The organism is Acinetobacter sp. YK3, from assembly GCF_001729365.1.
Taxonomy (GTDB): Bacteria; Pseudomonadota; Gammaproteobacteria; order Pseudomonadales; family Moraxellaceae; genus Acinetobacter; species Acinetobacter vivianii.
Window position 1 is genome coordinate 15,735 of sequence record NZ_LZPJ01000001.1, and the last position, 20,075, is coordinate 35,809.

The following is a 20,075-nucleotide window of genomic DNA, read 5'->3' on the forward strand; positions in this document are numbered from 1 at the left end:
AATTTCGTGGTGTCGCAACGTCACCAAAATTCAGAAAAAGTCTAAAGACCCTAACTTTCTTGGTGTCGTTACGGAAATATAAAGCGTTTTTTAATGTGAAATACAGTAAAAATGATCTACTGTAGCTGACCCATCGACAATAAAAAACAAGCCACATAGAAAACTAATTCCATGTAGCTTATTGATTTTAATAAATAAAATCTTGGAGCGGGAAACGAGACTCGAACTCGCGACCCCAACCTTGGCAAGGTTATGCTCTACCAACTGAGCTATTCCCGCAATAGGACGCATTATAGAGAGTTTCATTCAGCTGTCAACTCTCTGGCATGCTAAGTGTTGAATTAATCAGCACGTCGCCAGATCGTTCCTTGACGTGTATCTTCCAAAACCACACCCTGATCCAATAAAGATTGGCGAATACCGTCGGCTTTGGCAAAGTCTTTGGCTTTTTTCGCATCAACACGTTGCTGGATAAAATCTTCAATTTCAGCATCTGAAAGCGCTAGCGCTTCCTGACCAATATCTGATTTGAGGAAGTCATCAACATCATGCTGAACCAAGCCAAGAATGTCAGTTAAATGGCGTAGGGTAGAGTAAAGAAGCATGGCTTGTTCAGCTTGTTCTTCTTTGACTGCACGGTTCAGTTCCTTATTGAGTTCAAACAGGACTGCCATTGCTTCTGCCGTATTGAAGTCGTCGCGCATCGCACTATTAAAACGCTCAACAAAGTGCTGCTCTAAAGTCTTAGTGTTTTTTTGACCATAGACTTGCTGATAGGCTTTAAAAGAGTGATAGAAACGGCTGAGTGCTGTTTTAGCTTCTTTTAAGGCCACATCAGAGAAGTTGACTGGACTACGGTAGTGCGATGACACGATGAAGTAGCGAATCACTTCTGGATGGAATTTTTCCATCACATCACGGATGGTAAAGAAGTTGCCTAAAGATTTAGACATTTTCTCGCCATCAACGTTGATGAAGCCCACATGCATCCAGTAATTGACATATTGTTCGCCAGTCGATGCTTCACTTTGCGCGATTTCATTTTCATGGTGTGGGAACATCAGATCTGAACCACCACCATGAATATCGAAATGATTGCCTAGGCAGCAAGTCGACATTGCAGAACATTCAATATGCCAGCCTGGACGGCCATTGCCCCAAGGTGAAGCCCAAGCAGGTTCATTTTCTTTGGCATGTTTCCAAAGCACAAAGTCAAATGGATGTTTCTTTTCAACTTCAACATCAACGCGCTCAGATGCACCCGCTTGCATGTCTTCCAGTTTACGACCAGATAGACGACCATATTTATCGAATTTACTCACTTCAAAATAAACATCGCCATTGCTAGACGGATAAGCAGTGCCTTTATCAACCAAGGTGTTGATCATGCTTTGCATCTGATCAATATATTCAGTTGCTTTTGGCGCTTCGTCAGGTGCAGCACAGCCTAGGTTCGCTGCGTCTTCATTCATGGCATCGATAAAACGTGTAGTGAGTTGCTGAATGCTCTCACCATTTTCATTGGCACGTGCAATGATCTTGTCATCAATATCGGTGATGTTACGGATATAGCGAACTTTCCAGCCCTGACTACGCAAGAAGCGAATGATGTAGTCAAATGCAACCATAACTCGAGCGTGCCCGATATGACAGTAATCATAAACAGTCATACCACACACATACATATCAATTTGACCTTCTTTGCGTGGGACAAATTCAACTTTTTTACGTTGCTCAGAATTATATAGAACAAAAGGTTGCATAAGGGTTTTCAAACACTCTACAAAAATCGTTATTCATCATAACGTATGCACCATATTTCATAAAGTTATCAGTAGAAAAAAGATGGTTTTGGTTTGCAATATTTTTCCTTATTCAAAACGTAGTTTGCTGGTCGCTCGAACTTGAGCTTTTTTTGCAAAATAATAATAAATCACTGCTGTTGCTAAAAGACCGACCAGCCAGGAAATATCAATACCACCTAATGCAGTGGCAATTGCACCTGTAAAAAACTTACTATGAATAAAAGGAAGCTGTAGTAAAACACCCATGACATAGCAGCCAATACCGATACTATTCCAGCGCCCATACTTTCCGTTCGGATCATATAATGCAGCCACATCGCACTCTTCTTTAGAAATGAAATAGTAATCGACTAAATTAATTGCACTCCACGGGATAAAAAAGGTGAGCAAGAACAGGATGAATGCTTTAAAGGTATTTAAGAATGTATGTTCACCCAAGATTGCGATCAAGGTCGAAATAGCCACCATACCCAGTACGATACTTAACCGCGTGAGTTTAGAAATTTGATATTTGGGTTTGAAGCTATTCCAAATGGTTGCAATACACATGAAGCAACCATAGGCATTGAGTGTCGATAAGGTGACTTTGCCAAAGGCAATGCTGAAATATAAAAAAGTAATCACCAGTGCAGCAGCATTCATACCCACTACATATTGCACCTCATTCCCGACAAAGCCACCTTGGGAAATCTGCGCAATGAATACACCCAAGGTCATGGAGATTTGTGAACTGAGGAGTGAACCTAAACCCACCGCTAGAAAAACACGGGTGGAGGAGGTGTTTGAGGGTAAATACCTGGAATAATCTGCCACATAAGGGCCGAATGAAATTTGCCAAGAGGCTGAAAGCGAAATTGCCAATAAAAATGAAGGCCAGCTAAATTTTTGAACTGCGATTAATGCTAAGAAATTTGAATGAGTTAAAATCTGACTCAAAATAATCACAAATGCAATGATGCCAATCACGCTGGCAAATTTTCCAACCCAGTGGATTAAGCGGTAACCAATGGTCGCAAAGATCACAATAAAAGAGGCGTAAATTAAAATACCAGTTGTACTACTGACATTGATCAATTGTGCGATAGCTTTACCTGCCAGTACCTCACCAGTGGCTGTAAATCCGATATACATCAGACAAACCAACAAGATAGGAATACAAGCACCATATACCCCAAATTGAACGCGGCTTGAAATCATTTGTGGAAGACCAAGCTTTGGACCCTGTGCTGCGTGTAAAGCCATCACAACGGCTCCGAAACATTGTCCAATCAGTAAACCAATAATGGACCAAAACACATCTCCGCCAAGCACAACGGCCAAAGCACCAGTAACGATTGCAGTTATTTGTAAGTTGGCACCAAACCACAGGGTAAATTGACCAAATACACTGCCATGTCGTTCATGTTCTGGAATGAAGTCAATACTTCGGTTTTCAACAAACTGGTGTTTTTCTTTCTCATCCAATGAGCTCATCTGTTACTCCTGATCCATGAAGCATTGATTGTTATAGAAAATACATGATCTGGTTTTAGTATACTTATGTACAATCTAGTGTGTATATGTATATACAAGTTGTTTTAAATCTGGGCAAATTTATTTGTGTTAAGAAAGGTAAGTTTTCTGTCCCTGATGAAGCTGTAAATCCTATACGGAAGAGAATAACGAAAATTTTGTATTTCACACAAATTCGTGATCGATGATTGCACGCCGAAAAGCTCTCCATTTTTCATGAAAACTTATACATTTAGAAACGTGCATAATTCACAGTTATGTTAGAATCGCCCTCATTCTTTTGATTAAAATCATCTGCCAATAGGTAGATAGAGTATTATTTTGAGTCAAGCTCATATGTCACAAGCCATAAATTTCCAGAAAAGCGCAATAGAAACTCTGCGTATTGAACAGCAAGCGATTGAAGTACTTGCAACACAAATTAATGAACATTTTGATCGTGCCTGTGAAATATTGCTGCAATGCCAAGGGCGTGTTGTGATTACCGGTATGGGGAAATCGGGTCATATCGGTCGTAAAATGGCGGCAACCTTCGCATCGACAGGTACACCTTCATTTTTTATGCACCCAGGTGAAGCGGGTCATGGCGATCTGGGCATGTTGGTGCGTGGTGATGTACTTATTGCGATTTCAAACTCGGGCAAGAGTGATGAAATTATGATGTTGATGCCACTGATCAAGCATTTAGGCGTGCCATTAATCACGATTAGCCGTGATGATAAAGGTCCAATGCCACAAAATGCAGATGTTGCATTAACACTGGGCGCAGCTGACGAAGCATGTCCTTTAGGCTTGGCACCAACATCAAGTACAACAGCTACGCTGGTTCTCGGTGATGCTCTAGCGGTTGCATTATTGGAAGCACGCGGCTTTACGGCAGATGATTTTGCGCGTTCACACCCAGCAGGTGCATTGGGTAAACGTTTACTGTTGCATGTGAAGCATCTCATGCATACAGGTTCTGAATTACCAAAAGTACGTCCAGATACACCAATGAATAAGGTGTTATATGAAATTTCTGATAAGCGTCTTGGTTTAACCACGATTGTTGATGACAATGATACGTTATTGGGTATTTTCACCGATGGTGACTTACGTCGAATGATTGACCAGCAACAAGGTTTTGATGTCAATCTGGCAGTTTCTGAAGTGATGACCAAAAATCCGTTAACGATTTCTCAAGAAGCCCGTGCGGTCGAAGCATTAGAAAAAATGCATGAGAGAAAAATTAATCAGTTTGTTGTGGTGGATGACGCGAAAAAAGTGATTGGTGTGATCAGTATGCATGACCTTATTCAGGCGGGAGTAAATTAAGCCATGGCATCTTATGCTTTACAAGAACAAGCACGTCATTTACAGGCACTCGTGCTTGATGTGGATGGAATCTTAAGCGATGGCTTTGTTACATTAACTAACTCGGGTGATGAAATTAAATCATTTGATATCCGTGATGGTCTGGGCATGAAATTAGTCCAGCAAGCGGGTATGAAAGTGATTATTATCACGGGCCGAAAAAGTCATATCGTTGAAAAACGAATGTCTGATCTCGGTGTTGATCTGGTGTATCAAGGGCGTGAAGATAAGGGAACAGCTTTACGTGAAGCTTGCGCCCAACTCGGTCTATTGCCTGAAGACTGTATCTATATGGGTGATGACTGGCCAGATTTATCTGCATTTGCAATTGCTGGGATGAAAGTGACTGTTCCAAATGGTCATGAAGAAGTCCGCCGCCGTGCCAATCTGGTGACTCAGGCGATGGGCGGCCGCGGAGCTGTTCGAGAAGTCTGTGATATGTTGTTGATGGCAAAAGGTGTTTACCAAGAACTGCTTGAAAAATATCTTGCTGTACCACATTAATATAGTGTTGATTTGCTCAAAGGTTAGGTAACCCAGTTTATGGATACCAAAGTTTTATATGTTGTTGCTGTTGCAGTCGCTGCGGTGAGCGGTGGCTATTATTATTACAGTGGCAAGGCAAAAAAGCTGGATGTTGATTCAGCCAAGAATATGACTTATTCCGCACAGGGTGTTCACTTAACACAAACTGATGAGAAGGGTAATTTATATATTCGTGCTGAAGTGAAGCAGTTGCAGCAAAATATGCAACTTAAAACCTCTCAGCTGGATCAACTGAATGCAGTGATGTACAAACAGGGCAAAGCAGACGCAACCTTTTACGCAAAACAGGCAAATGGCTATGATGACAACACTAAAGTTGTCTTGCTTGGTAATGTTGTTGCGACGAAATTGTCCGATCAGGGTAAAATGGAGTTTCATACCGATGAGCTCACAGGTTACCCAAAAACAAGAGAACTCGAAACACAACATCAGGTCACGGTTCAATCGCCAACTGCTGAGTTTGTGAGTCAAGGTCTAAAGGCTAATATGAATAATGGTCAATATGAATTTTACAAAATTCGAGGAAAGTATGCGCCAAGCTCTTAATTCTAAATCTCGTCTAACTTTCCTTAAACAAGCCGGCTGTGTCGCTGTGGTTGCGTTATCTGCAAGCACGAGCTTTGCCTTGCCGTCAGACCGCAATCAACAGCTTTCTCTGGTTGCTGATCGTGCAACCTATAATGATAAATCGGGTGTAACGACCTATACCGGTAATGTCGTGATTGAGCAGGGCACTATGAAATTGCAAGCAGACTCACTGGTTGCAAACTTAAATAGCCGTAAAGAAATCCAGACCATTACGGCAAAGGGGCGACCTGCGAAGTTCCAGCAACAAATGGATGCCAATAAAGGTCTGGCACGTGGCGAAGCTCAAAATATCGTATATAACGCAGATACTGGGATTATCACGCTAACAGGTAATGCTTACCTGTATCAGGATGGTTCAAGCATTCGTGGTAATAGCCTGAAATATAGTATGAATAAAGGTGATGTCGAGGCTCAAGGTTCTTCGAGCAATCGTGTACAAATCATTATTCCACCATCAAGCTCTAAAAGCTTCCCAGGGGCGCGTGATTAATGGAACAGGCAGTGCAACAACCACAGACTTTATGTATTAAGCATTTAGCTAAAAACTATAGTAAACGTTGGGTGGTAAAAGATGTTTCTTTTACTATGCAAAGTGGACAAATCGTTGGTCTGCTTGGCCCGAATGGTGCAGGGAAAACCACTAGCTTTTATATGGTTGTTGGTCTTGTTCGTATGGATAAAGGCGAGATTCATTTAGATGATCTCGATATGTCTGATCTTGCGATGCATGAACGTGCGCGTAAAGGGATTGGCTATTTACCCCAAGAAGCTTCGATTTTTAGAAAGTTAACGATTTCTGAAAATATTATGGCGATTTTAGAAACGCGTAAGGACTTGAACAAACAGCAGCGCCAGCAACGTTTGAATGAGTTATTAAGTGATTTTAAAATTACCCATATTAAAGATTCATTGGGTATGAGTGTATCTGGTGGTGAACGCCGCCGTGCTGAGATTGCGCGCGCTTTGGCTGCTGATCCGAAATTTATGCTGCTGGATGAGCCTTTTGCCGGGGTTGACCCGATTTCAGTCGGTGATATTAAAGATATTATCCAGACGCTCAAAGATCGTGGTATTGGTGTACTCATTACCGATCATAACGTGCGTGAAACTTTAGCGATTTGTGAAAAAGCTTATATCGTCAGTGAAGGATCCGTGATTGCTGAGGGTACTCCACAAGAAATTCTGGATAATGAGCAGGTGCGTAAAGTGTATTTAGGTGACGATTTCGTCGTTTAATACCGAATGCATTCTGTATTTGAAGAAAGAGCCGAAAGGTTCTTTTTTTATGGCAGTTTTTTAAGTGAAAATCCTGAATACCAACGCTTCTGCTCGGAAATATTGGGGATTTTGCTGTAATTTGCTGATAAATATTTATTTTATTTTTTTAATTAGTTTGGCATATTTTATAAAAATGAGAACTGTTTTACAAAAATAAACACTTATAAATGTGTGAAAACGTGTTTAGAACATAGTGTTTTATGTAAAAAAATGATTAAAATGAAAATGCTGAAATGATAACAATACGAAAAAATATGAACTTAAAGAAAGATATAAAAGTGAATAATGGATCATGGAAAAGAAGTATGGATTTTAAGTGGTTACTTTATGTAGCAACGCTATCTGTGCCAATGACACATGCAACAACACCAAGTGAACAATATCACACTTTAAAGAATAATCTGTCACGGCTGTTTGTTCCGCAAAGTAGTGATGAATTTAAAGTTGCCCAGATGCAAAAGCTGAGTAACTTCTCGGTCGATTCATCATTAGGCAGTGATTTGCCTGTTGTTGGATCAGGGCGTCCGCAAGAGACGGCAGTCGCAAATGCATTTTGGCAGAATCAACGTAAAGTATTGAAAGATGCAGTGCAGGTTGCGGTACAACGTAATCCTGATATCTCTCAAGGAATCGCAGCATTGGCTTCACAAAATGCCAATATCGATGTTGCAAAATCGGGCTATTACCCACAGATTGGTGGCGGTGTCAGCACGGGAGACTTAGGTAAGAAAAGTACTCGCGGTCAGCAATTACTGACTTTAAGTGCAACCCAGATGCTTTATGATTTCGGCAAGGTTAAATCTGGCGTTAATGTAGAAAAGGCCAAGGTTGTTGTTGGGCAAGCCAATGTGCTGGTGAAAATTGATGATATTTCACTAGATGTTGCGCAAACAATTATCAATATTCAGCGTTATCAAACTCTTATTCAGATTGCAAATCAGCAGATCGCAGGGATCAGACGGATTCAGGAAATGGCGAATCTGCGAGCAAATGCTGGAATCAGTAGTCAGGCTGACCCGATCCAAGCGCAATCGTATTTACAATCAGCACAGTCAGCGATGATTGCCCAGCAATCTTTACTCAGTCAGTATCAGCAACATCTTTATACATTGCTTGGTTTTGATACCCGCAATGTGAAATGGGCGATTCCTGAAGATTTTGTAAAACAATCAGATTTATACGCAACACCACAATTCAACACCATTCCGCAAATGATCGCTGCACAGGCGGGTATTGAAGTTGCACGTAATCAAAAATTACAGACACAAGTGAGTAATTATCCGACACTATCTGTAAAAGGAGAACTGAGTCAGGCTTTACACGGACGCAACCCGGGTAATGATAAAGAGGGTGGCTTTGATAGTGCGATCATGCTCGAAGCCAGCAGCCAGTTCTACCAAGGGGGAGCAACTTCCTCAAGAACCAAGGCCGCAAGTTATGCTGAAGAGGCAGCAAGAGCACAGGTCAATGCGGTTTATCTAAAAGTGCTGGATCAGATCAGAACCAGCCGTGAACAAATTGAAAATAAACAACGTCAGATGCAGGTATTGGCGGGACAACAAGCAACAACAATACGTACAAGAGAGCTTTATCAAGAACAATATAAGTTGGGAACACGAACTTTAGTCGATTTGTTAAATGCAGAACAAGCGATTCATAGTGCGAACTCAGAGGCTGAAACAGCACGTTATGATATTTACAGTAGCATTGCGCAATATATTGCTGCGACAGGACGTTCTCGTCAGGCCTATGACCTCAATAATTTAAATATACAAGGGTTTGAGGTACAACCATGATTACTACAAAAATAAATTATCAGCCCTGGTTACAAGCAATATTAACCATCGCCAAGCATTACCGAATTGAACCATCTGAAGAACGGATTCGCTTACAACTGGACTGGAATCAAAACCAGAATCTGGATGAGGTTCTGGTGCTGATTAGCCGCCAGATTGGTCTGAATTTACGCAAAGTTGCTTTCACCAATGAAGTGATCAACCCTTGGCGTTTACCTGTATTAGTCGAATTGGCTGATGGACAGGTAGGTGTTATCGATAAGGCTGATGGTACTGGCCATGTCAGTATTCAATTGAGTGGTGATCAGGGACTTTCGCAAAAATTTGCGGTGGGTGCGCTAAGACACATCATTAAAAATGTCTATGTACTGCGTCCTGAACAGTCGGTGCCTGATGCGCGTGTTGATGAATATATCAAACCTTATCAACCAAGCTGGTTCTGGTCCATCGCTCTGCAAGACTGGAAGCGTTATATCGACATTATGCTGGCATCGATGATTGCCAACATTCTGGCATTGGCGACCATTATTTTCTCGATGCAGGTGTATGATCGGGTGGTACCTTCACAATCCATTCCGACGCTTTGGGTATTGGCAGCCGGTGTATTAATCGCTGCGATTTTCGAATTTGTACTGCGTCTTTCGCGTATTTACATTTCAGATATTATTGGAAAGCGTGCCGATTTAAGAGTGTCAGATCGTGTATTTGGTCATGCACTACGTATCAAAAATAGTGAACGTTCTAAATCTACCGGTACTTTTATTTCTCAAATTCGGGAGCTGGAAGGCGTACGTGAGCTGGTCACTTCGACCACAATGGGCGCGATTGCAGATTTACCTTTTTTCTTCTTATTCCTGATTATCTTTGCGCTGATTGGCGGAAATTTATTTTGGGTTATGCTACTTGTTGTGCCTTTAATGATTTTGCCTGCGATCTTGGCACAAAAGAAACTGGCTCAACTGGCACAAGAAGGGATGCGCGAATCCTCAATTCGTAATGCGATTCTGGTCGAAGCCGTACAAGGGATTGAAGATATCAAGCTATTACGTGCGGAGTCACGTTTCCAGAACCAGTGGAACCACATGAATGAAGTGTCTGCCGATATTAGTATGCAACAACGTAAAATTGTTGGTGTGCTCACGGCATGGACACAAAAGATTCAGGGTCTAACCTATGCCGCGGTAATTCTGGTGGGCTGTTTTGCGGTGATGAAAGGTGATATGACCACGGGTGCATTGGTGGCATGTTCGATTTTGTCTTCTCGTATGCTGGCTCCCATTTCGCAAATCACAGGGATTCTCGGACGTTTACAACAGGCCAAAGTGGCTAAAAAAGGTCTGGATGAGTTAATGAAAAAGCCTGTTGATCAGGCAGATCAGGCTCATCTGGTTCATAAAGAAGTGCTACATGGCGACTACGAGCTTAAAAAAGTTGTATTCCAATATTCCGAAGATGATCCTCGTCCAAGTTTGTCTATTCCACATTTGAAGATTCGTGCTGGTGAACGTATTGCCATTCTTGGGCGTAATGGTGCAGGCAAATCAACACTGCTCCAGATTTTATCTGCCATGCAATTTCCGAATGCAGGTTCGGTTCATTTAGATGATCTGGATATTAGCCTGATTGATCCGTCTGATGTACGCCGTGACATGGGCTTACTCAATCAGAATGCACATCTATTCTATGGCACGATCCGTGAAAACCTGACTTTAGGCGCACCACTCGCACGCGATGAAGACATTCTAAAAGCACTGAAAGTGACGGGTGCATTGAGCTTTGTGCATGAGAAGAAAGAAGGGCTTGATCATCTGGTTTTAGAAGGTGGAGTCGGTTTTTCTGGGGGCCAACGACAAGCTTTATTACTCGCACGTCTGTTAATCCGTCAACCGAACATTCTGTTGCTTGATGAGCCAACGGCAGCCATTGATGATGTCGCCGAGAAGCAGCTTATTGACCATTTAAGAAACTGGCTCGGTTATCGAACTTTAGTGGTGGCGACCCACCGTCGTGCTGTACTGGAATTGGTTGACCGGATTATTGTCATGAATGAAGGCAAGATCGTGATGGATGGGCCAGTGGAACAAGTCTTACAACAATCAGCAATAAAACAAAAAATAGTTTAATACTTAGAGAATAGAGGCAAATTTATGAGTGAAGAACAAAAAACGAGTAGCCGTCCGATGAATGTAACTTACAAGGAACCTAAGTTACCTCGTTCGACACTCGTTGTTTGGATGATTGGGATTGGTTTACTTGTACTCTTGATCTGGGCATGGTTGTTTAATTTAGAAGAAGTTTCTACGGGGACGGGTAAAGTTATTCCATCTTCAAAAGAGCAGATCATTCAGTCACTTGAGGGTGGTATTTTAACCAAGCTTGATGTGAATGAAGGTGATGTGGTGGAAAAGGGGCAGATCCTTGCTCAACTTGATCCGACACGTTTGGCTTCGAATGTGGGGGAGTCGCAGTCTTTACTGATTTCGGCACAGGCAACCGCAGCGCGTTTACGTGCGGAAGTAAATGGCACGCCACTGACTTTTCCTGAGGAAGTTAAGAAAAGTCCTAAGCTGGTTCAAGAGGAAACCGCACTTTATTATTCGCGCCGTGAGAATCTGGAGCAATCCATCGCAGGTTATGAACAGGCTGCCAAGTTAGTGCGACAAGAGCTTGCCATGACTGAGCCATTAGTGGCAAAAGGTGCAGCGAGTGAAGTTGAAGTATTGCGCTTAAAACGTGAAGCCAATGACTTGAATAATAAGATCAATGACACGCGTAACGAATATTATGTCAAAGCGCGAGAAGAGCTTTCCAAAGCCAATACTGATATCCAGACACAACAACAAGTGGTGAATGGACGTGCTGATAGCTTACAACGTGCGGTATTTAAAGCGCCAGTACGTGGTGTGGTCAAAGAAATTGATGTCACGACTTTAGGTGGGGTGATTCCGCAAAATGGTAAATTGATGACCATTGTCCCACTGGAAGATAAACTGTTGATTGAAGCTCGTATTTCTCCGCGAGATATTGCTTTTATTCGTCCGGGACAAGAGGCCTTGGTGAAAATTACGGCCTATGATTATTCGATCTATGGCGGTCTGGATGGGAAAGTAACAGTGATTTCTCCAGATACCATTCGTGATGAAGTGAAGCAGGATCAGTTCTATTATCGTGTTTATATCCGTACCGATTCGGATCGCCTCTATAACAAGGCGGGTAAGGCATTCAGTATTACCCCGGGTATGGTGGCGACAGTGGATATTCGTACAGGTCAAAAAACTATTATGGATTACCTGCTTAAACCGTTTAATAAAGCCAAAGAAGCATTACGCGAACGCTAAGTTGTGCTGATTGAGAAAACCTCGCTTCAGGCGAGGTTTTTTATTTGTCAGTTAAGCGGCTATAATCTGTTTTTCAGTTTTTATCTTGTTTTTTATGCCATTTACCATTGCCAGTACGGTAACTTTTGAAGAAGACATTAAAAAAAGTCGTTTCCAAGCGATTGCGGCTGTTGTTGAAAATGAACAGCATGTTAAAGATTTTCTCGAGCAATACAAAGATACTTCAACCACGCATCAATGCTGGGCATGGAAAATTGGACATCATGTCCGTTTTAATGATGATGGCGAACCTTCAGGCACGGCAGGTCGACCCATTCTTGCGACTATTGAAGGTAATGAACTGACCAACGTTATTGTACTGGTCAATCGTTGGTATGGCGGTATTAAATTGGGTACGGGTGGTTTGGTACGTGCCTATGGCGGTTGCGCAGGTCAGTGCTTATTGTTAGCAGAAAAAATTGAACTGATTGAAAAAAAAGAAATCCAGTTTGCATGCTTGTTCAATGAATGGGCCATTATGCAGTATGAGTTGATGCAGCAACAGATTGAATATCAGGAAAGTTATACCGATACTGGTGTTACGGTTCAGGCCCGACTGCAAGTGCATCAGATTGAGCCTTTAAGACTTAAGCTGCAAGATGTGAGTAGAGGACGTGAGAAATTACATGTATGTGATGACTGAAATGTATCTGTCCTCTCTTGCGGGGCAATGCCTCTCAGGGCGTGAAGTGCTGAAGGTCATTGAGGAGCAAGAAGATGAATGATCCTTTACTGAAATATCGTGAGCAGCATAAGCAGCGCCTTAATTATATGCCTTGGTTATATTGGACACTCAAGCCAAAACATCGTGAATGGGCAGAAGCATGGCAAGCTGAATATCAGGCCTATTTAATGGACATGGAAACGGTGGAAATCGGCAAGAACTGTTTCATTTCTCCATTGGCACATATTTTTGCAGAACGTGGTCGTAAGATTTCGATTGGAGATAATACCTTTATCGCCGCAGATTGCACCTTGCATGGCCCGTTAGAAATTGGCAATGAAGTTGCGATTAACCATCACTGTATTCTGGATGGGGGGCGTACAGGGATCAAATTAAATGACCAAGTCAGAATCGCGGCTTATAGTCATTTATATGCCTTCGATCATGGTATGGAAATGGATCGTGCTATCTATCAGCAACCTGTTAGCTCTAAAGGAATTGAAGTGGGACGCGATGTCTGGCTCGGCGCGTATGTGGGGATCAAGGATGGTATTAAAATTGGAGATCATGCAGTTGTGGGCATGAACAGTATGGTAACCAAAGATGTAGACGATTATGCAATCGTGGCAGGGAATCCAGCAAAAATAATTCGTTATCGTAATGAGTAAAGGTTTATTAAAAAGCTTATGAGATTCGATACATAAATTTAACCTTCCTCGCTTTTATCTGTGATAAGTTAAAAATAAGTAGAAGACCTAAGGTATTACCTAAAGAGAGGCGAAAAATGAACCGTGTAATTGCATGTATTGATTCTTCACCCTGCATTGATGCTGTGGCTGAGGCGGCTGTGTGGGTGGCCAAACAGACACAAAGAGAATTGGTACTATTGCAAATTCTGGACTATTACCCAGCGAGTTATCATTTAGGTGAAATCAGCGGTGTGATTGGCTTTGAAAGTAATGCCATGCTGCTCAAAGAGCTGGCTGAGCTAGAACAAAAGCAAAGTGAGCTTGCACTGGATTATAGTAATAATTTGCTTAAACATATCTCTGAGCTTATCGAAAAACAGTATGGCTTAACCAGCACCAAGATTCAGGAAAAAGGTGATTTTCTTGAGCAAAGTTTTAATCTTCTCGATGAAAACGATATTGTGATTATTGGTCGGGTGGGTGAGCGTGCTGCCGAGAAAAACAAACCGATTGGTAGCAATGTTGAAAACTTCATTCGTGGTGCAAACTGTACTGTTATTACGGTAGGCGAGCATTTCCAGCCACCGAAACGTTTTATCTTTGCCTATGAATATTCACCAACCTGCCAGAAAATGCTGCAACGTATTGCAAAAAGTGACCTGTTGAAACTCTTGCAATGCCACTTGCTCTACGTTGGTGATCATCCTGAAATGCTGGCTGAACCAGAGAAGTACTTAACCGATGCTGGATTGGAAGTGGTATCCGTGTACCGTTATGGTGATGTCGCGCAAAATATTCTTGAATATCAAAGGGAACATGATATTCAGCTGATTGTATTAGGGGCATTTAGCCACAGTAAAATTCATCAGTTCTTCTTGGGTAGTATCACCACCACGATCTTCCGTAATGCCAATGTACCTTTGCTTGTTGCTAAGTGATTCATTTCTTTCCATATAGTTATCCGCAATTCCTGTGGATAACTGTATGGAAAAGCATTAGAGATAAATATAATTTGTTGATATTGCACAACTAAATTAAATAGGTTGTTTTTTAATCTCTATTTTACGATGGCAATTGCAAAGCCATCATGACCTTTTGAGCCTACGGTTTGTAATGCTGTGCAAGATAACAGTTGCGGATGGTCTTTTAACGCCGTGAATGCTTCACGAATCCCTTCAATACTTGGCTTCTTGTTATTTTCATCCAGAATATCTCCTGCACGAATCACATTATCAAGCACGATAATGGTACCTGAATGAGCAAGTTTTAAACTTAGCTCAAAATACTCAGGATAACTTTGCTTATCCGCATCAATGAAAATGAAATCAAATGGCTCACTGCCTTCTGCAATCAGCTGGTTCATGATATCTGCACCACGCCCTTTTTTTAGTTCGATGGTGGTTGGCATATTGGCAAAATCAATATTTTCCTGCGCAATGATGACATGGGTATCACGTCCTTCAACGGTGAGTAGATAACCATCTTCTGGCAGCGCTTTTGCAAGCCAAATAGTGCTGTAAGCACCAAAAGTTCCCAGTTCCAATACACGTTTGCATTGGTTCATCTGGATCAGCATCTGCAAAAACATGCCTTGATTAGGCGCAACAGCCAAATGATTAGAAAATCCCTGAGTATCGGTATTATCTAATGCATGTTGAAGTCTTGGGTCTGTGGGAATTAAATGTGAATTGATATAGTCATCAATGTCGGTCCACATCTGTTGCATAATCAAGTTTACCTATGAATCTGTTAGCTGCATTTTAAACGTTTATGATCAGAGTGCAATTTGATTGCTCAATTAATCCTGTGTAATGAAACAAAAAAGAGATCAATTTGATCTCTTTTTAAGTTGCCGAGGGATTTTTAGAAATTACACATCGAGCTATTGCGGGTCAGGTCAGGACCCCAAGTACGATAGCCTTGCGTATCAATATGAATCTGTCCAGAACTATATAAACCAACGCCTATATCCAGACTTTGTCCATGCTGTGCCCAGAACTGGCATAACTTGAATTTGGTCTGTTCGATAAAGGCATAATCTTGTGGCTGTGGGTATTCAGGGCCAATACGGAAATCAATGGCCGAGTTAAATAGATGTTTTGAAGAGCCCGCACCACCAGCACATTGGTTCAAAGGCAGATCTCGATAAACCGAGGTAACTTCAAAATCCGTTAAAACTTTTGCTGCGACCAGATATTTAAAGACACGTAAGGTTGGCAGGGCATTTCCCCATAACTCACGATTAGGCACCATATATTCTGAACGGCCACATTTTTGCCAGTCTCGTGCAGTACGCAGCAACTCAAAACTTGGAACAATATGGGCAACATTATTACGGGCAAGATACTGCTCGTATTCGCGAACGCGTGCATAATTATCGCCTTGACCGAGCCATCGGCGATAGGAAGCAGGTTCGACTTTATTTGGAACAGGGCGGGTTAAAGTAACTTGTTCTTGAGGAATGTAAATTCTTTTACCTTGGTTTTGATTTACTTTTGTGGTTGAACTTGTACAACCTACCATCATCACAGGGATGGCAAATAATGATAATAGACCCTGTAATTTATTTCGAATCATAAAAAGCGCAGTTCATAATCGATAGGCGTATTATTTTAATGCAAAATGGCGTATGAATAATGAGGTAATTGCAAAGAAATGTGTGATTAAAGTATAAAAAAGACCAGTAAAACTGGCCTTTTTCAATTATTTTTCTAAATATTGCAGCTTGTCTGGCTTGCCATTCCACTCTTCACGGTCAGCAGGTTGCTCACCAATTTGAGTGATGTTATTGCCAGCCCATTTTTCAGACAATTCAGCATTGAGTTCGATAAAGACTTCTTGGCCTTCTGGTAACTCATCTTCCGAGAAAATTGCATTTGCTGGACACTCTGGTTCACATAGTGCGCAGTCAATACATTCATCTGGATTGATCACAAGGAAGTTTGGACCTTCGTAGAAGCAGTCTACTGGACAAACTTCAACACAATCTTGATATTTACATTTAATACAATTTTCGGTGACAACAAAGGTCATGGCGGCAGCTACCTAAAAAATATGGTTTTCATTTTGCATAGCGTATTTTAGGCAAAAAATACCGATAGAAACAATTCCTTTTATTGATATTTATTATTCGTATCAATGAAATGGACTTATTTATATGACTTTTGTTGATAATAAGTCTCAACTACAGCCGCAATTTGCTTATTTGTGCTTTTTCTTGAGACCACCACCATCTTGCTTATTCACCGTTGCCCAAGCAATACGTTCAGCATCTTCCTGAGAGCGACCTTGTTCCAGTTCACTTTCTTCAATATGCTTGGCTTGTCGTTTCTGTTTTGCTGTATATGCAGATTTATCGCCACGAGACATGGTATTTCCTCCACAGAATAATTTTCTAGGTTAGGAATAACATGAACCTTAAAAATGGTGGGTGAGCAATTGTTAGATTACGCAAGCGCTATGTAAATAAGCTCTACCTCAAAGGATAGAGCTTATTGATCGGTGGATTAATTCTCAAGTGTCTGACTGGTCTTAAATAAAGCTTTGAGTTGATAAAGCTGTTCAAGCGCTTGACGTGGCGTCAGGTCATCAACATCAATGTTTTGTAACAACTCTAATGCAGGTGATTTTGCTTCAACCTCAATTACTTTTTCAATAACTTGGGTTTCGATTTCATGCTCAACGGCACTGAATAAGTCATTCTGCACACTATTTGGTAAATGTTGATGCTGCTGCTTTTCCAGAATTTTTAGTCGCTTTTGGGCTTCCTTAATCACACTTGCAGGAATACCTGCCAGTTTCGCAACCTGTAAACCGTGACTTTGGCTTGCGGGGCCATGTTGAACTTTATGTAGCAAAATCAAATTGCCATTTAGTTCTTGTGCGGTGACATGGTAGTTATCAATGCCTGCTTCGCTACCCAGTTCAGTCAGCTCAAAATAGTGAGTCGCAAACAGACACAAACATTTTACGCGTTTGGTTAAATCAACCACACAGGCCCAAGCCAGAGAAAGACCATCGTAGGTACTGGTTCCACGACCAACTTCATCCATCAGTACTAAAGACTGACTGGTTGCGTGATGAAGAATCTGCGAGGTTTCGGTCATTTCAACCATAAAGGTTGATTTACCTGTCGATAAATCATCTGCAGAACCAATACGGGTAAAGATACGGTCAATCGAACCCAGCTTTGCAGCTTTGGCTGGGACAAAGCTACCACAATAGGCAAGCAAACTAATAAGCGCCGTCTGACGCATAAAGGTTGATTTACCGCCCATGTTCGGGCCCGTAATAATTGCCATACGGTGCTGTGGATCAAGGAAGGTATCATTCGGCGTAAATGGTGCTTTATTTAACGCTTCTACCACAGGATGACGACCAGCCTGAATCTTGATGCAGGTTTCAGCGGTAAATTCTGGTCTTGCCCAACTATTTAATCGCGCTTGATGGGCAAAGTTTGCCAGTACATCGATATGTGCAATCGCCGCACTCATCATTTGTAAATGCGCAATATTCTGACGCAATTCATCTAACAACGATTCAAATAAAAGTTTTTCACGGGCGAGGGCGCGTGACTCACTCGAAAGCACTTTATCTTCAAAGCCTTTGAGTTCTGGCGTAATATATCGTTCAGCATTTTTTAGGGTTTGGCGACGAATATAATCGGCAGGCGCCTGTTCAGCTTGTGCACGTGTTAATTCGATATAATAGCCGCTGACGCGGTTATAACCGATTTTCAGGGTGTTGATTCCTGTACGCTCACGTTCTTTAATCTCTAAATCAATCAGGAACTGACCCGCATGATCACGAATTTTGCGTAATTCATCCAGTTCTTCGTCATAGCCTTCTGCAATTACATTGCCATCACGAAGAAGTACAGGTGGGCTTTCAACAATCGCAGCCATTAAGTGCTGATGGAGGCTCTTAAAGTCGCCCAGCTCTTGGTCAAGCTGTGTAAGTAATTTAGATTGCTGGGTTTTTAATACAGGCGCTAAGGCATGACGTAAGAACGGAATCTGTGCACAGGCATGACGGAGTTGTACCAGATCACGGGGACGAGCACTGCCTAAAGCAACACGGCTGAGCACACGTTCAATATCACCAATTTCTTTTAATACCAAACGAACAGGCGCTTCATGGAAACCTTTTAATAACTGTTCAGTCGCATCAAGACGTGCATCGAGAATGGCTGTGTCACGGATCGGTTGCATCAGCGTTCGGCTCAGCAAACGTCCGCCCATCGCCGTTTGGCAATCATTGATGAGTTGAAACAGCGAAGTACCATGTTCAAATAGAGGTTCAATGATCTCTAAGTTGCGGCGCGTAATCGGATCAAGCGCAATAAAGTCAGTACTTTGCTCAATCTGAATTGAACGGATATGGGGTAATGCCGTTTTTTGGGTTTCTTTAGCGTAATGAATCAGCGCAGCAGCGGCAGCTCTGGCAAGTGGTAATGGATCTAAACCAAAGCCAGATAAGGTCGAAACTGAAAATTGGTCACATAACGTCTTTTGGGCATTATTTAAATTAAAGTCGACATTTGGGCGCTTGGTAATCGGGCAGTCCAGATTCTTTTTGATTTGCTCAATAATATTTTTATCAATCAGATCTTCATCAATCAGGATTTCGCTTGGCATTAGACGTGCCAGTTCGATTGCCAGTTGCTCTGGCTTATAGTCTTGTTGCTGGACTTTGAAAATACCTGCACTGAGATCAAGCAAGGCCAAACCGATTTGATTTTGCTGAATGCAAAGCGCAACCAGATTTGAAGATTGATAACTGCCAAGCAGTGCATCATCTGTTAATGTTCCAGGCGTCAAAATACGAACGACTTTACGCTCAACAGGCCCTTTTCCTGTAACTTCACCGACTTGCTCGCAGATCGCAACAGTACGTCCAGCTTTGACTAAACGTGCGAGATAACCTTCGGCTGCATGATAAGGCACGCCAGCCATTGGAATCGGTTGACCGCTGGCTTTACCACGATGGGTCAGTGTAATGCCGAGTAATTTGGCCGCTAAATGAGCATCTTCAAAAAAAAGCTCGTAAAAATCGCCCATACGATAGAACAGCAAAGCATGTTGATAGTCAGTTTTGACTTTAAGGTATTGCTGCATCATTGGTGTATGGTTGGATAAGTCAGCCATGATTTCAGCGCTGTTCATTCGTACTAAATCCTTGAAACTTAATATTTAGATAAATCTGATCTGGAGGATTAACGATGTTATCCATCCTCATAATTCTGTGCAAATCTGACTGAATTAGATAAAAAAGTATAGCTTTTTTATGTCACATTAAGTCAGTGGCATATGCGGTGCAGTTAAATTTGCACGTGGTTCATCTTAACAAATCCATAGAAATTCACAAAAAGGATTGCTTGGAGAAATGAAGAAATAAGCAACAAAAGAAGTTGCTTTGTCAGCTTGTACAACAGTTAATTACAGGTTTGATGATCTTTCGCTTTGACG

Annotated in this window: 18 protein-coding genes and 1 tRNA gene; 11 read left to right on the top strand and 8 right to left on the bottom strand. The window is 41.8% G+C overall.

What is annotated here, in order from left to right; translation table 11 throughout:
* Positions 1-203: 203 nt before the first annotated feature.
* The 3 genes from A9Z07_RS00095 to A9Z07_RS00105 form a co-directional block, all read right to left on the bottom strand.
* Positions 204-279: transfer RNA gene (locus tag A9Z07_RS00095), tRNA-Gly, on the bottom strand.
* Positions 280-341: 62 nt separating this feature from the next.
* The gene (cysS, locus tag A9Z07_RS00100; RefSeq protein ID WP_069576075.1) at positions 342-1,763 is read right to left on the bottom strand and encodes a cysteine--tRNA ligase; all 1,422 of its coding nucleotides are present in this window, start codon (positions 1,761-1,763) and stop codon (positions 342-344) included.
* A 108-nt stretch (positions 1,764-1,871) separates the two neighbouring features.
* Complete coding sequence (locus A9Z07_RS00105; RefSeq protein WP_069576077.1) at positions 1,872-3,278, bottom strand: purine-cytosine permease family protein; 1,407 nt, start codon at positions 3,276-3,278, stop codon at positions 1,872-1,874.
* A 375-nt stretch (positions 3,279-3,653) separates the two neighbouring features.
* On the opposite strand from A9Z07_RS00105, the gene A9Z07_RS00110 reads away from it, so the two are divergent.
* From A9Z07_RS00110 to A9Z07_RS00160, 11 genes are all read left to right on the top strand, one after another.
* Complete coding sequence (locus A9Z07_RS00110) at positions 3,654-4,631, top strand: KpsF/GutQ family sugar-phosphate isomerase (RefSeq protein ID WP_004773618.1); 978 nt, start codon at positions 3,654-3,656, stop codon at positions 4,629-4,631.
* Between the two features lie 3 nt (positions 4,632-4,634).
* Entirely contained in the window at positions 4,635-5,174 is a 540-nt protein-coding gene (locus tag A9Z07_RS00115) for a KdsC family phosphatase (RefSeq protein WP_004773617.1), read from the top strand.
* Between the two features lie 39 nt (positions 5,175-5,213).
* Entirely contained in the window at positions 5,214-5,762 is a 549-nt protein-coding gene (gene lptC, locus A9Z07_RS00120) for an LPS export ABC transporter periplasmic protein LptC (protein WP_004773616.1), read from the top strand.
* Entirely contained in the window at positions 5,746-6,294 is a 549-nt protein-coding gene (gene lptA, locus A9Z07_RS00125) for a lipopolysaccharide transport periplasmic protein LptA (RefSeq protein ID WP_005258742.1), read from the top strand. Before lptC ends, lptA begins: the two co-directional genes overlap by 17 nt.
* Entirely contained in the window at positions 6,294-7,040 is a 747-nt protein-coding gene (gene lptB / locus A9Z07_RS00130) for an LPS export ABC transporter ATP-binding protein (protein WP_004773613.1), read from the top strand. The genes lptA and lptB overlap by 1 nt, the downstream gene beginning before the upstream one ends.
* 347 nt (positions 7,041-7,387) lie before the next feature.
* Positions 7,388-8,878, top strand: coding sequence for a TolC family protein (locus A9Z07_RS00135; RefSeq protein WP_004773611.1), 1,491 nt, complete (start codon positions 7,388-7,390; stop codon positions 8,876-8,878).
* On the top strand, positions 8,878-11,001 hold the full coding sequence (locus A9Z07_RS00140; RefSeq protein ID WP_032810841.1) for a type I secretion system permease/ATPase: 2,124 nt from the start codon (positions 8,878-8,880) through the stop codon (positions 10,999-11,001). Before A9Z07_RS00135 ends, A9Z07_RS00140 begins: the two co-directional genes overlap by 1 nt.
* Positions 11,002-11,025: 24 nt before the next feature.
* Positions 11,026-12,216, top strand: coding sequence for an HlyD family type I secretion periplasmic adaptor subunit (locus A9Z07_RS00145; protein WP_004773607.1), 1,191 nt, complete (start codon positions 11,026-11,028; stop codon positions 12,214-12,216).
* Between the two features lie 94 nt (positions 12,217-12,310).
* A complete protein-coding gene (locus A9Z07_RS00150) occupies positions 12,311-12,898 on the top strand; it encodes an IMPACT family protein (RefSeq protein WP_069576079.1) in 588 nt (195 codons plus the stop codon).
* 74 nt (positions 12,899-12,972) lie between these two features.
* Positions 12,973-13,587 (top strand): acyltransferase, encoded by a 615-nt coding sequence (locus A9Z07_RS00155; protein ID WP_069576081.1) that lies wholly within the window; start codon positions 12,973-12,975, stop codon positions 13,585-13,587.
* A 116-nt stretch (positions 13,588-13,703) separates the two neighbouring features.
* Entirely contained in the window at positions 13,704-14,546 is an 843-nt protein-coding gene (locus A9Z07_RS00160; protein ID WP_004773602.1) for a universal stress protein, read from the top strand.
* 119 nt (positions 14,547-14,665) lie between these two features.
* Here A9Z07_RS00160 and A9Z07_RS00165 read toward each other — a convergent pair whose 3' ends face one another.
* From A9Z07_RS00165 to mutS, 5 genes are all read right to left on the bottom strand, one after another.
* The gene (locus A9Z07_RS00165; RefSeq protein WP_004773601.1) at positions 14,666-15,334 is read right to left on the bottom strand and encodes an O-methyltransferase; all 669 of its coding nucleotides are present in this window, start codon (positions 15,332-15,334) and stop codon (positions 14,666-14,668) included.
* Between the two features lie 137 nt (positions 15,335-15,471).
* Positions 15,472-16,185 carry a D-Ala-D-Ala carboxypeptidase family metallohydrolase gene (locus A9Z07_RS00170; RefSeq protein ID WP_032874297.1) on the bottom strand — a complete coding sequence of 238 codons (714 nt, stop codon included), beginning with the start codon at positions 16,183-16,185 and terminating at the stop codon, positions 15,472-15,474.
* 126 nt (positions 16,186-16,311) lie between these two features.
* Complete coding sequence (fdxA, locus tag A9Z07_RS00175) at positions 16,312-16,641, bottom strand: ferredoxin FdxA (RefSeq protein WP_004652744.1); 330 nt, start codon at positions 16,639-16,641, stop codon at positions 16,312-16,314.
* Positions 16,642-16,809: 168 nt separating this feature from the next.
* Positions 16,810-16,977: a hypothetical protein gene (locus A9Z07_RS17840; RefSeq protein ID WP_004773598.1), complete on the bottom strand. Its 168-nt coding sequence runs from the start codon at positions 16,975-16,977 to the stop codon at positions 16,810-16,812.
* A gap of 137 nt (positions 16,978-17,114) precedes the next feature.
* A complete protein-coding gene (mutS, locus tag A9Z07_RS00180) occupies positions 17,115-19,772 on the bottom strand; it encodes a DNA mismatch repair protein MutS (RefSeq protein WP_069576083.1) in 2,658 nt (885 codons plus the stop codon).
* Positions 19,773-20,075 lie beyond the last annotated feature (303 nt).